We start from the raw sequence: 13,676 nt of genomic DNA on the forward strand, positions 1-13,676 counted from the left end.
GTTACTTATTGATGACCGTGACGGGGTGCACGTACGGCACAGACTCCACCGGGAACTCGATGTCGCCGAACGGAGATAGCGCTCCCGTGCGGTCGGTCGCGAGCTCGCTCACCGCGTGCTCGCCGTCCACATGCGCGGGCCAGCCGTTGTCGACGTACTGCTTCTTGTCAGCCACAAAGTCATTGTGGCAGGCCGGGGGGCCGACGGCGAACCCAACCCGCGATTACGCTGGTCGCCGATGAGCGCGTGCGCGAAGAGGATCATGCCCGGATGAGTGATGACGCGGCGTTGGTTACCTGGCTGCACCAACTGACCGATGAACAGTTGGTGCAGCTGGTCCGACTGCGGCCCGATTTGGCATCCCCACCCCCCGGCTCGCTGGCGGCGCTGGCGAGCCGTGCGCTGTCACGCCAATCGGTGCGCGCAGCCTCCGACAACCTGGACTTTTTGACCCTGGCGGTGCTGGATGCGCTGCTGGTAGCACGTGCGGAGGTCACCGGCGTGCCGCTCTCGGATGTGCTTGCCCTGGTCGACGGGCGCGCCACGGAACTGCAGGTACGCGCCACCCTGGACCGGCTGCGTGACCTCGCACTGGTGTGGGGCGATGGCGAGCTGCACCTGGCGGCAGAGACCCGGTTCGGTCTGCCCTGGGTGGTTGGGCAGGTGATCAGCGAGCAGACCCCCGACGCGTTCGACGAGGCGCGTGCCGCGCTAGAGATCGCCGATGGCCGCGAGATGGAGCTGCTGCAGGCATTGATCGCGGGGTCCCCCATCGGTCGCACCCGCGATGCCGCCCCGGACGCCCCTCCGGACCGACCCGTACGGAGGCTGCTGTCCGCAGGCCTGTTGCAGCGCATCGACGACGAGACGGTGCTGCTGCCCCGATCCGTGGCACAGCTGTTGCGCGGCGAGGAGCCGGACCGGCTACAGCCCCCGATCACGAAGACGACGACGTCGACCAAGCCCGAGGCCGACGCTGCCGCGGCCGGCGCCGCCCTGGATCTGCTGCGCGAGGTGGGACTGCTGCTCGACGAGCTCGGCGTCAACCCCGCACCGCAGCTGCGCAGCGGCGGCCTGGGAGTGCGCGAGGTCAAACGGCTCACGAAGGCGACGGGTATCGATGACACCCGCATGGGACTGCTGCTGGAGGTGCTGGCCGCCGCGGAGCTGATCGCACTGGGCGAGCCCGATATCCAGACCGATAACGACGGCTGGCATTGGGCGCCGACCGTCCAGGCCGATCGGTTCGTGGAGCTGTCGGCAGCGTCCCGTTGGCTGCGGTTGATGACGGCCTGGTTGATGTTGGCGGCGCGGCCCGATCTGATCGGCAAACGCACCAGCGAGGACAAACCGATTGCGGCGCTGTCGGATTCGCTGCGTTCGACGGCGGCACCGTATGACCGCAAGCTGCTGCTGGAGATCCTCGGCGAATTGGATCCCGGGCACGGGTTGCAGCCCGAGGAGGCGTCCCGGGTGATGCGGTGGCGTCGTCCACGTTGGGGTACTCGGCTAGGTGTGGAACCGGTAACGGCCCTGCTGCTCGAGGCGACGACGCTAGGAGTGATCGGACGTGGCGCGCTACCGACACCTGTTCGCGTCTTCCTGGACAGCGCCGGCAACGAGTTGGCCACGCTGGCCGCGATGGAGAAGGCGCTGCCCGCGCCCATCGATCACTTCTTGGTGCAGGCCGACCTCACCGTGGTGGCTCCGGGTCCGCTGACCCGCGAGCTGGAACTGGATCTGTCGGCGGTAGCAGACCTGGAATCGGCGGGGGCGGCCAGCGTCTTTCGGGTGAGCGAGGGCAGCATCCGCCGCTCCCTGGACTCGGGACGCACGGCGACGGGTCTGCACAGCTTCTTCAGTTCACGATCGAAAACCCCTGTCCCCCAGTCACTGACATACCTCATCGACGATGTGGCGCGCCGGCATGGGCAGTTGCGCGCCGGGGTGGCCACCTCGTTCCTGCGCTGCGACGACATCGCCCTGCTGACGCAGGTGATGTCGTCGCATCTGGCCGAGGATCTGGGCCTGCGGCTGCTGGCCCCGACCGTCGCGGTGTCGTTGGCCCCGTTGGCCGAGCTGGTGGCCGGACTGCGCTCGGCGGGGTTCGCCCCCGCTGCCGAGGACGCCACCGGGACGATCGTGGAGCTGCGTGCGCACCGGGCCCGGGTGACGCCGCAGCCACATCGCATGGGGTGGACACCACCGGTGCTCAGCGAGCCCGCTGCGGCCGCGGTGATCAAGGCCATCCGAGCTGTCGGTGATCGCGACAGCGGTGTCCGCATCGAGCTGTCGCATGCGGTGGCGCTGTTGCAGCAGTCGGCCAAGGCGCAGACCAGCGTGTTGATCGGATACGTGGACCCGGCCGGGGTGGCGTCCTCGCGGGTGGTCAACCCGATCAGCGTGCGGGGTGGGCAGCTGTCAGCCTTCGACACCGCCGCGGGGCGCATCCGGGATTTCGCGATCCATCGCATCACCGCGGTATCACCGCCCTCCTAAGGCGCCGACACGCCGCGCGGTGGCGGTTCTGTATCGCACGTGTCCGCCACAAATGGGCGTGTCGGCGGGGGTCAGTAGGCTGGATCGAATGACCGACGGACCGCTGATCGTCCAATCCGATAAGACCGTGCTGCTGGAGGTCGATCACGACCAGGCCAACGCGGCGCGCCAGGCGATCGCCCCCTTCGCGGAGCTGGAACGTGCACCCGAGCATGTACACACCTACCGCATCACGCCGCTGGCATTGTGGAACGCCCGCGCCGCCGGCCACGACGCCGAACAGGTCGTCGATGCGCTCGTCACCTTCTCCCGTTACGCGGTGCCGCAGCCACTGCTGGTGGACATCGTCGACACGATGGCACGGTACGGACGCCTACAGCTCGTCAAGCATCCGGCACACGGGCTCATGCTGGTCAGCCTCGACCGCGCCGTGCTCGAAGAAGTGCTGCGACACAAGAAGATCGCCCCCATGTTCGGCGCCCGTCTCGACGACGATACGGTGCAGGTGCACCCCAGCGAGCGGGGTCGCATCAAGCAGATGCTGCTCAAGATCGGCTGGCCTGCAGAGGATCTCGCCGGATATGTGGACGGCGAGGCCCACCCGATCAGCCTCGCGCAGGACGGATGGGAGCTACGCGACTACCAACAGATGGCCGCCGACTCGTTCTGGGCGGGCGGCTCCGGGGTCGTGGTGTTGCCCTGTGGCGCCGGCAAGACGCTGGTGGGTGCGGCCGCCATGGCGAAGGCACAGGCAACCACCCTGATCCTGGTCACCAACACCGTGGCCGGGCGCCAGTGGAAACGTGAACTCATTGCACGAACCTCGTTGACCGAGGAGGAGATTGGCGAATACTCCGGCGAGCGCAAGGAGATCCGCCCGGTCACCATCGCCACCTATCAGGTGATCACCCGGCGCACCAAGGGTGAGTACCGCCATCTGGAGCTCTTCGACAGCCGCGACTGGGGGCTGATCATCTACGACGAGGTGCACCTGCTGCCCGCACCCGTGTTCCGGATGACGGCGGATCTGCAGTCGCGGCGCCGCCTCGGACTCACCGCCACCCTCATCCGTGAGGACGGTCGCGAGGGCGACGTGTTCAGCCTCATCGGCCCCAAACGCTATGACGCGCCGTGGAAAGACATTGAGGCGCAAGGTTGGATCGCCCCCGCCGAGTGCATCGAGGTGCGGGTAACCCTCACCGAGAACGAGCGCATGATCTACGCAACCGCCGAGGCCGATGCACGGTACAAGCTGTGCTCGACGGCCCACACGAAAATCAATGTGGTGAAGTCGATCCTGGCCCGCCACCCGGGGGTGCCGACGCTGGTGATCGGCGCCTACCTGGATCAGCTCGACGAACTAGGGACCGAACTCGACGCCCCGGTGATCCAGGGCTCCACCAAGAACGCCGAACGTGAGCAATTGTACGACGCGTTCCGGCGCGGAGAGATCGCGACCCTAGTGGTGTCCAAGGTCGCTAACTTCTCCATCGATCTTCCAGAAGCCGCTGTGGCCGTACAGGTTTCGGGAACATTCGGATCACGCCAGGAGGAAGCGCAGCGCCTGGGTAGGCTGCTGCGGCCGAAGGCCGACGGCGGGCAGGCCTACTTCTACTCGGTGGTGTCCCGTGACACCCTCGACGCCGAGTACGCGGCACACCGGCAGCGGTTCCTGGCCGAACAGGGCTACGGCTATCGGATAACCGACGCCGACGATTTGTTGGGGCCTGCGATCGGTTGAGCACTCAACGCTCGTCCTGAGCCCGGGAGAGTTCGTCGCCGGCCTGCTCGGCGGGTGATTCGAAGCGGCGCTTGATCCGCAGCAAGGGCGTCTCGAAGTACCGGAAGCTCAGGTAGGCAACGGCGATGACGAGGACAACCGTGCCAGCGCAGAGCGCCAGTCCCTGCTCTTCGTGCACAAGCCGGCGTACGACGTTGGCGCACAACATATGCATCAGGTAGATGCCGTAGCTGATCACGCCGATGAACGCGAGGGGCCGCCACGTCAGTACCGGATGCATCAGCGTGTTCTCGCGGATAGTGACGGCGGTAACGGCAACGGCCATCACGATCTGGATCGACCATGACGGGGCGCCACACCACAGTCCCGCGATCATCACCGCAAAGACCGCAGGGGCCGACCACCACCAACCCAGCACCATCGCGACCGCGGCGTAGCCGCGACGGGTGTTCACGACAATCGCGAAGGCCGCGCCGAGCAGGATGGGCAATGACAGGCTCGCCAGCATGCGCCAGGGCAGCAGCTCAGTGTCCAGGAAGATGCCGGCGCAGACGGATACCGACGCCAAAGCGAAAAGCACGGTGAGCGGTGCCCAGATTCGCCCCTTGCCCACAACCAGAGCACCCACCAACAGCGGTGGCCACAGCAGGTAGAACTGCTCCTCAGTGGACAGCGACCACGAAAAATAGAACGGCACCGAGGTACCGCTGGTGAGATCGACAAACCAGTTGACGGTGTAGGTCAGGAAGGCCGCTAAGTTCCCGAAGAATTGCTCACCCTTTGCCGTACCGCGCTCGGTGGCGAACACCAGCACGATGTATAGCATCAGCACCACGTAGTACAGCGGGAATATGCGTAACGCCCTGCGTGCGTAGAAGTTTCGCAGCGATATAGACTCGGCGCGATCACGTTCGCGGATCAGCAAGGTGGTGATGAGAAAGCCGCTGATCGCAAAGAAGAAATCGACGCCCATGAATCCGCTCTGCGAGATCCGCGGACCGGGCGTCCCGGACGTGTGGTGCCAGATCACCGCGAGGACACTCAGTGCTCGCAGGCCGTCCAGCGCCCCGAATTTCTTTGTCGCAAGGAACGACTCGTAGGCGGCCACCGCGCGTTGCGACAGCCTGTCATCAGCGAGATGCTGGTTCACTACTACGACTCTCCAACTCGATGATCGCGAAGGGTTCGCTGCATCGAAAGTAGGGTACGGGCGTAGCCAGATTACCGTTGCTGTTTACATACCCCGTCGTCGGCAGTGTCGAGCTGGATATCCGTCGAGCTGATCGAGGGCGTCAGGAACCGAAGTTGCCCGATCAACTCCCTGGGCAGGTCCTCGATATGGGTCGGGTACCGGGTGCCGTCGATCACGCTTCGCGCCGTCAGCGAGAAGCTCTTGGCGACGTCCGCGTCAAACGCCCCGTACTTCTGCAGCGCCGTCGCGACCATTCGTTGAAAGGGGCTGAGATTCAACGTTCGCAGATCGAGGGACGGATCAAGCTGAATCCTTATCCCCTCCGGTACCCCGTCCGGGACCGTGCCGTCCGAGCGCGTACCCGGATACACATAGGTGGGTGCATTGATGGGGATGGCAAACCGCAGTGCATGATCGATCACTCCGCCCTGCACATCTTCCGGCGTGATCAGCCCCGCGAGATAGGACAGCTCGCCTCCCGAATGTGCGGGCCCACTGACATGTCCTCCTGATCCGGTGTCGACCCGATAGGTGGCCTGGGCGATCGCCGACATGGATTCCGTTGCGAAGGATTGGAATTCGTACTCACATCCGTTGGTGTCGTCAATGATCGCGATGTGAGCGTCAGAGTCCTGCGTGGGTCGGTAGTGCGGCAGATACGGGACGTCGATCGATTTCCCACTGTTGCGGACGGTGACGGCGCGGGTGGGAGTGCCCGCGGGGGCGTGATACACCGCAGTGGTCCAGATGTCCTCGTTGACGTCGATGGTCTTGATACTCGGATTGTTCAGCAGCGCGGCAACCCAATACGGCGACCGAGGGTCGACCGGCGGGTTCGGCGGGAGAGGCTGATTCAGGAATGAGTTGGCCGCGAAATAGTTACCGTTCGTCGATACCGGCCCGCGCGCCGTTTGGGACACCGAGAACTCTTGTACCGCAGGGCCGCCGGCATTGAGAAAGCTGACCCGGATGGTGTGCACACCGGCCTCGACGTTCCGCGTGGCAAGGTCGGTGCCCCAGTCGCGGGTGTCGGCGTGATCGAAGATCTGCTCGCCATCGAGCCACACGCGCGCGACGACACCACCGCTCATCGAGGCGATCCGATACTCACCCGCCACCGGAAACCGGATCGAGCCGGTGGCATCGACCGAGAATCCGTCGGCATTAACCCATGGCGCGGGTGATCCGGTGAAGTGCCCGCCGACTGAGTACTCGCATCTGGCGAGCACCGCAGTGCCCGACTGATCGGTGTTGTTGTAGTAACGCGTCCAGTACTGACCCACATCGCAAGGGTTCGTCGCCGCGACGTCCGTCCCGGGACCGACCGGCGCACAGGCAGCCACCAACAGGAACACCGAGAGCAGGACTGCCGCGCGCACGAATTCACTCTACGGGCGGCTGCTTACCTTCCGGCCGCGGCAAGTTTGGTGAGGTGCCGCTGGGTGCGTTTCATCCCGAAGCCCACGATGGCGCGCACCACCGGCGCCACATGGCGCACCAGCCCCGAACCGTCGATCGCCCATACCCACGTGAATTCGGAGCCCTGGGGGGTCGGTGTCACCACGTAGTCCTCGGCGAACGCCCGTAGTCCGGGCAGCGGCAGCGGGGGCTTGACCATATAGAACGCCTTGCGCCGACCCTCCTCCCAGAGGAAGTACTTCTCGTGCGCCTTCGGTCCGACTACCGGACCGATCCGGCGGACGGCGCCGACACCGGCCCGGGGACTGCCCCAGATCACCCGAAGGCCGGGAGCCAGCCACCGCAAGGTGGTGTCATTGGTCAGCTCGCGCCACACCGCGTCGGCGGAGAGCGGAACTGAGATGGTTTCGCTGACTACAACCGGAGCGGTGGCCAGGAAGGTTTCATCGACGGACTGAAGTGCAGGCATGCCGGTAACTTACGGTACTAGTAATTGTGTAAACAAGGTGGGCTACCGCTGCAGCCGCTCGCGCAACTCCACGCTTGTTCAAGGCGATCAGGTCAGTGCAGAAACGACCTCACGTACGAACAAGTCGATTCCGGAACGGTCGTAGGCGGCCTCCGGAAAATTGCATATCGCATATCCCAGTCCGCGGTTGCGGAACTCCGTCAGACGCTCGGCGATCTGTTCCGGGGTCCCGGCCGTCTCGGCCAGATTGCCCACCATCACCTCGGCCACGTCCTCGCCGATGACCGGGACGAGCCGCGATTTGATGGCCGCCAACCGGTCGGCGACCTCGGCATCGTCGGCGCCTATGACGACGTTCACGTTGACGCTCCGGACAATCGCATCGAAGTCCGTACCGACATCCTTACAGTGCCCCGCAAGCACTTTCGACTTGTGCTCGAATTCCTCGGGCGTCTGTCCGAAGTTGGTGTACTGGGCATAGCGCGCCGCGATCCGCAACGTCACCTTCTCGCCACCGCCGGCAATCCACAGGGGAATTCCGCCCCGCTGCAGTGGCTTGGGCGCCACAATCGCATCGGATACCTGGTAATACCTGCCGTCCAGGGTGACGCGACCGTCCCGCCAGGCATCGCGCATGATGCGGACCCCTTCGCGTAATCTGCCGAGGCGTTCGGCAGCATCGGGAAATCCGTAACCGTATGCGCGCCACTCGTGCTCGTACCAGCCGCCGCCGATGCCCATCTGAGTGCGCCCGCCCGAGATGAGGTCTACCGTCGCGGCGACCTTGGCCAGATACACCGGGTTTCGGTATCCCATCGCCGTGCACATCTGCCCCAGCTTGATCCGCGAGGTAACGGCGGCGAAGGCGGACATCAGCGTCCACGCCTCATGGGTCGCCTCGTCGGTGGGTACCGGCACGGTATGGAAGTGGTCGTAGACCCATACCGAGTCCCAGGGACCGTCCTCTGCATAGCGGACCAGATCGCGCATGACATCCCATTGATGCTCGGGTGCGATGCCTACCAGGTCCAAGCGCCAGCCTTGCGGGATGAAAGCTCCGAACTGCAGTGTCTCGGCCACCTGGGCCACACTACGCCCGGACGCCCGGCCCCAACCATCGAGTCAGCGCCTCGGCGAGACCCGTATCGGAACCGTCGCCCACCCAAGCGACGTACCCGTCGGGCCGCACCAGCACGGCGTCCGGTGCCGCAACCTCGCCCAGTACCGGAAGTTCCCATATACCGGTGTATTTGGCGTCGATCAGCTGAACTCGGTCCGCCCACCCGTCGATGCTCAGCTGCCCCGGCGCCCCGAAGTTGAGCAGCACCGGGCGGGCGGTGTGCAGAAAGGGGTACACCCTGGTCAGCCCGTCCGCAGTCGCCACATCGAGATCCGGCATGCGGCGGCCAAGCAGCGGGTGCCCCTCGCCCAGCCCGTAATGAATGTCCAGGCCGCTCATCATTCCGGCAATCCGCTTACGCGGCTCGTCCATGGCAAGCAGTTCGGCGACGATATCGCGCAGCGCGTCCATGCGGGGGCCCGCATCGGATAACGGCGTCTGCGCCATGGTGTTATGCAGTACCCGTTCTGCCACCGGGTGGCGCTCGGAGTGATAGGTGTCCAGCAGCGAGTCCGGCGCTTCTCCCTTGATCACCGCGGCAAGCTTCCAGCCGAGATTCACCGCGTCCTGGACTCCGGTGTTGAGTCCCTGCCCACCGAACGGGAAATGGATGTGCGCGGAATCTCCGGCCAGGAACAGGCGTCGGTCGCGGTATCGGTCGGCTTGTCGGGTCATATCGGAGAACCGGGACATCCAGCGCGGGCTGTGAATGCCGAAATCAGTTCCTGCAATGGCGATAAGCGCTTCCTTGGCTTCCGCCAAGGTCGGTTCGATGCCTAGCCGGGAGAGGTCCGTGCTGAAGACCAGACGGCACCACCCCTCCTCGAACGGCAAGATGCCGAGGAAGGATTGACCCGGCTTGCGTAGCAGTCCGAATTCGAGCGGTTGCTCGGTGATCTCGGCATCGACCAACATCGCCGAGCAGGACGGGTCATGGCCGGGAAATCCGATCCCCGAGGCCTTACGGATGGTGCTGCGCCCGCCATCGCATCCGATCAGGTAATGCCCGCGCATCGCGCGACCATCGGCAAGTTCTACGTTCACACCGGCGTCGTCCTGGTTGAATCCGATGACCTCCACGTCGTAATAGATCGGCACCCCGAGTTCGGCGATCCAGGCCGCGAGCGTTTTCTCGGTGTAGTGCTGAAGCAGACCCAACGCGTACGGGTGCCTGGTGGGGAAATCCTCGATGCTCATGAAGATGCCCGAAAAATGGGTCACCTGACCGGTCATCCCCTGGGAGAGAAACCTGTCTGCGATACCGCGCTGATCGAACACCTCGATGGTGCGCGAATGCACCCCCGCTGCACGAGAGCCCGCCTCCTCGTGACTGCCTCGACGTTCCAAGACAGCGACATCGATACCGGCGAGGGCCAGTTCACCGGCCAGCATCAGTCCGGTCGGCCCGCCACCTGCGATGACTACGGCATGCTCGGTCATGACACTCCTTAACGTCGTTATAGGTATTACAACCATATTTACTTTAACGTTGTTAAGGTGTCAATGTGTCCCTCGATCGTGAAACCATCGCTCGCGCCGGCCTCGTCCTGCTGGACCGGCACGGCGCCGAGAACCTGACCATGCGGTCCGTCGCGGCGGCCTTGGGCGTCCAGGCACCCGCGCTCTACTGGCATGTGAAGAACCGCCGCGACCTCGTCGATGCGATGGCCGACGCGATGTTCGGCGACGCCGTAAACAAATTCGATCTCTCGACGCCGCGGTGGGATCAATTCCTCACCGAGGGCGCCCGCGCGCTACGCCGCGAAATGCTGCGCTATCACCAAGGGGCACGGATTCTCGCCGGTACCGCCACCGCAAAGGCCGCCGACATGACCGAACCCATGCTCAACGTGATGACGAAGGCCGGGTTCACCCTGCGCGATGCCGCGCGACTGACGCCAACGATCTTTCACTACACCATCGGATTCACCATCGAACAGCAGACTCGCGACGGTTTCGAGTATCCGGAATCGAATCCCTACAGCGAGGAGAACATGCGGGCGCATGTGGATATGACCACGTATCCCACTGTGGCACAGGCTTTTTCCGAGCTCTACGAACCCGACTTCGATGCAGACTTTGAGGACGGGCTAGCCGTCATCATCGACGGCCTACGAGCTCGACTTCGCGGGAAACGGAAGTCTGCGGCTCCTCGGGTGGCAACTCGGCGCTGATCGGTTCGGACTCCGCGTCGGGTTCTTGTTCCTCGGCAGCATCCGGCTTCGCCTTCGACCGCGAGAATCGTTGACGGAACCAGGGTTCCACGATCGCCGAGGGCCACCAGTTCCCCTGTCCACACAGCACCACCAGGGCGGGAATGGTGATGGTGCGTACCAGGAAGGTATCCAGGAGCAGACCCATGCCGATGATGAAGCCCGCTTCGACCATCGACTGCAGATTGCCGATCAGCAGACCGAACATCGATGCGGCGAAAATCACTCCGGCAGAGGTGATCACGCCACCGGTCGATTTGACCGTCTTGATGACACCAGAGCGGATGCCGTCGGGCGACTCGTCGCGAATACGCGAGATGAAGAGGAGGTTGTAGTCGGCGCCCACGGCGACCAGCACAATGAACGCCATCCCGGGCACACTCCAACTCAACGGTTGCCCACCGATGAACTGGAAGGTGATCACCCCGATGCCCACCGCCGAGGCATACGAAATGATCACCGAGCCAATGAGATACAGCGGCGCGACGATGGCCCGCAGCAGCGCGACGAGGATCAGCAACACCACGATCACCGTCAGCACGATGATGAATCGCAGATCGTGGTTGTAGTAATTGCGGATATCGTTGTACATCGCCGACAACCCCGCCATCGAGATGGATGCATCGGACAACGTGGTGTTGGGCTGCGCGCTATGTGCGGCATCCTGGATGGCGCGGACCTGATCCATCGCCTCGGGACTAAACGGGTTCAGGTTGCTCTGCACCAGGTAGCGCACCGCATGCCCGTCCGCGGAAACAAACGCCGCCGCAGCAGTTTTGAAAGATTCCTGGGTAAGCACCTGCTGCGGGATATAGAACCCGGACATCGATCCGGGTGCGGCATCACGCTTGGCGGCAACCAGAACCGTGGACGCGTCGCCCAGCTGGCCGCCCATCTGCTTGGTCTGGTCCACCAGCATCTGCACACCCTCGGCAAGCTGCCCGCTGCCGTCGGCGAGCGAGTTGACCCCGGTGAGGACCTCCGAGAACTTCTGCTGGATGCCGTAGGTGTCGGCCAGACCGAGCCTGCGCAGGTTCGTGTCGATGGAGTTCAACGCCGTGCGCAGCTTGGCGATGGTCGAGGTGATCTGCTTATCGTTGTCGACCGCCTTCAGCTCACGCCCCAGTTCGACGATCCTGTCCCTGGTCCCATCCTGTTTCGTCTCCAGGAACCGGTTCATCTCCTCCCTCGAGGACCGGCACGCGGCGTCCATCTCGCAGGCCGGATTGCCGACCAGAGCACGTGCGACGGGTTCGATCCAGCCATACACCTCGCTGGAGCTCTGAGCATTCGACTCGATGGCGTCGCCCAACGAATGCATGCTGATCACCAGCTTGTCCACGGAATCGAGATCAGCCAGCGTGCCGGTCTTTCCACTACCCCGCAGCTGAGCGAGCACGTCGACCAGTGCGCGCGCCGTGCCCAGATTGTTCTTCACCGAGTCGCGTACCTGACCAAGCTTGTCGGCCAACGTATGTCCGCCCGCCGCGAGCTTGTCCAGGTCCGTCGTCCGGGCGTCGATCAGGTTCGAGGCATCGCCCAGCTTCCCGCCGACCTCACCGGCCTGGAAGGACAGCTTGGCCTCCTCAAGCGGTTCACCGGTCGGACGGGTGATTCCACGAACCTTGTCGACACCGGGAACCTGGCTCACCCGCGCGGCCATCTGCTCCAGGTCTGCCAGCCCGCGCGGGGTGCGTAGATCATGGGGCGACTTGATGTAGAGGTACTGCGGCAGCGTCGAATTCACCGGAAAGTGCTTCTCGATCGCGGCATAACCCTGGTTGCTGTCGGCCCAGGCCGGCAGGTTCTTGCGGTCGTCGTAGCCGAACTTCACCATCGCACCGCAGGTGGCGAGAATGATCAGAATGACCAGGCTCACCGCCAGGTGCGTACCCGGCCGTTTGACGATGTTGATGCCCGAACGGTGCCAAATCTTGTTGGCATAGGCCTTTCTCGGCTTCACCCAGCCCCGACGCCCCACCAGGACAAGCACCGCGGGGAGGAAGGTCACCGAGGCCACGAATGCGATGAGGATGGACACGCTCAGCGCGGGACCGATGGTGGACAGGATGCCCAGCTTGGTGAAGCCCATCCCCAGGAAGGTCACCGCCACCGTCGCTGCCGACGCCGCGACCACCTTGCCGATCGACTCCAACGCGGCGGCCACCGCGCCATCGGAATCCATGCCCTGTTTCACGTACTCGTGATATCGGCTGATGAGGAAGACCGCGTAGTCGACGCCCGCGCCCATCATCATCGCGGTCATAAACGTCAGCGTCTGATTCGAGATGCTCAGACCCATCTGCGCCAGTCCCCCGACGGCCGCCTGGGCGATACCCAGCGAAACACCCACCACGACGAGCGGCAGCATCATCGTCACCGGATTGCGGTAGACGATCAGCAAGATGAGAAGAACCAAAGCAGCCGTGGTGATTTCGACCTTATGCAGGTCACGCTCTCCCACCACCGTCAGATCCCCGACGGTGGCGGTCGGCCCCGTCGTAAAGGCCTTCAGGGTGGTGCCCTCGGTGGCGTCCTTGATGATCTTTAAGGCCCCAACATAGGCCTTACCGGATTCGGGCGTGGCGAGCTCACCCTGCAATCCCACCGGCAAATACCACGCCTTGCCGTCGGTACTCGACATCATCTCGCGCAGCATCGGTTTGGTGATGAAGTCCTGCACCATGCTCACATCACGGGTGTCCTCGCGCATTCGGGCCGCGAGAATCCGGTAGGTCTGTTCGTCCGCTGGGGTCAGCCCATTCTCGTTGGTGAGGACGATCAGCAGGATGTTCTGTGCACCCGACTCCTGGAACGATTCGACCATCTGCCGGGTGGTCTCCATGACGGGAGCATCCTTGGGCAGCAGATCGACGGGATGATCCTCGATGGCCTTCTGCAGCGACGGCGCAGTCAGAGCCAAGACCGCCGCCAGCCCGATCCAAAACCCGATGACGACGACAGGAGCCTTCCGGACGATCCGAGCGATCAGTCCGTAGATACCACCTGTGTTGTCCGCCACG

At 64.1% G+C, this 13,676-nt stretch carries 10 protein-coding genes; 3 read left to right on the plus strand and 7 right to left on the minus strand.

Features of this window, described 5'->3' with window-relative positions:
• Position 1: 1 nt before the first annotated feature.
• Complete coding sequence (locus tag AB0H22_RS19360; protein WP_180751069.1) at positions 2–175, minus strand: hypothetical protein; 174 nt, start codon at positions 173–175, stop codon at positions 2–4.
• Between the two features lie 95 nt (positions 176–270).
• On the opposite strand from AB0H22_RS19360, the gene AB0H22_RS19365 reads away from it, so the two are divergent.
• Both AB0H22_RS19365 and AB0H22_RS19370 read left to right on the plus strand, forming a co-directional pair.
• On the plus strand, positions 271–2,499 hold the full coding sequence (locus AB0H22_RS19365; protein ID WP_358148233.1) for a helicase-associated domain-containing protein: 2,229 nt from the start codon (positions 271–273) through the stop codon (positions 2,497–2,499).
• A gap of 88 nt (positions 2,500–2,587) precedes the next feature.
• Positions 2,588–4,240 (plus strand): DNA repair helicase XPB, encoded by a 1,653-nt coding sequence (locus AB0H22_RS19370; RefSeq protein ID WP_180751067.1) that lies wholly within the window; start codon positions 2,588–2,590, stop codon positions 4,238–4,240.
• Positions 4,241–4,244: 4 nt separating this feature from the next.
• Here the strand turns inward: AB0H22_RS19370 and AB0H22_RS19375 are convergent, their stop codons facing one another.
• The 5 genes from AB0H22_RS19375 to AB0H22_RS19395 form a co-directional block, all read right to left on the minus strand.
• On the minus strand, positions 4,245–5,390 hold the full coding sequence (locus AB0H22_RS19375; protein WP_358148235.1) for an acyltransferase: 1,146 nt from the start codon (positions 5,388–5,390) through the stop codon (positions 4,245–4,247).
• A 71-nt stretch (positions 5,391–5,461) separates the two neighbouring features.
• Positions 5,462–6,811: a PA14 domain-containing protein gene (locus AB0H22_RS19380; protein ID WP_180751065.1), complete on the minus strand. Its 1,350-nt coding sequence runs from the start codon at positions 6,809–6,811 to the stop codon at positions 5,462–5,464.
• Positions 6,812–6,834: 23 nt separating this feature from the next.
• Positions 6,835–7,320, minus strand: coding sequence for an SRPBCC family protein (locus AB0H22_RS19385; protein ID WP_180751064.1), 486 nt, complete (start codon positions 7,318–7,320; stop codon positions 6,835–6,837).
• An 87-nt stretch (positions 7,321–7,407) separates the two neighbouring features.
• Positions 7,408–8,409, minus strand: a complete 1,002-nt coding sequence (locus tag AB0H22_RS19390; protein WP_180751063.1) for an LLM class F420-dependent oxidoreductase — start codon at positions 8,407–8,409, stop codon at positions 7,408–7,410.
• 1 nt (position 8,410) lies between these two features.
• Positions 8,411–9,880, minus strand: coding sequence for an FAD-dependent monooxygenase (locus tag AB0H22_RS19395; protein WP_358148239.1), 1,470 nt, complete (start codon positions 9,878–9,880; stop codon positions 8,411–8,413).
• 65 nt (positions 9,881–9,945) lie between these two features.
• Here AB0H22_RS19395 and AB0H22_RS19400 point away from each other — a divergent pair, with 65 nt between their 5' ends.
• On the plus strand, positions 9,946–10,614 hold the full coding sequence (locus AB0H22_RS19400) for a TetR/AcrR family transcriptional regulator C-terminal domain-containing protein (protein WP_358148241.1): 669 nt from the start codon (positions 9,946–9,948) through the stop codon (positions 10,612–10,614).
• On the opposite strand, the gene AB0H22_RS19405 is transcribed toward AB0H22_RS19400, so the two are convergent.
• Positions 10,541–13,675: an MMPL family transporter gene (locus tag AB0H22_RS19405; RefSeq protein ID WP_358148243.1), complete on the minus strand. Its 3,135-nt coding sequence runs from the start codon at positions 13,673–13,675 to the stop codon at positions 10,541–10,543. The genes AB0H22_RS19400 and AB0H22_RS19405 overlap by 74 nt on opposite strands.
• Position 13,676 lies beyond the last annotated feature (1 nt).

Origin of the sequence: Mycobacterium sp. NPDC050853, from assembly GCF_040653875.1 — a bacterium.
Taxonomy (GTDB): domain Bacteria; phylum Actinomycetota; class Actinomycetes; order Mycobacteriales; family Mycobacteriaceae; genus Mycobacterium.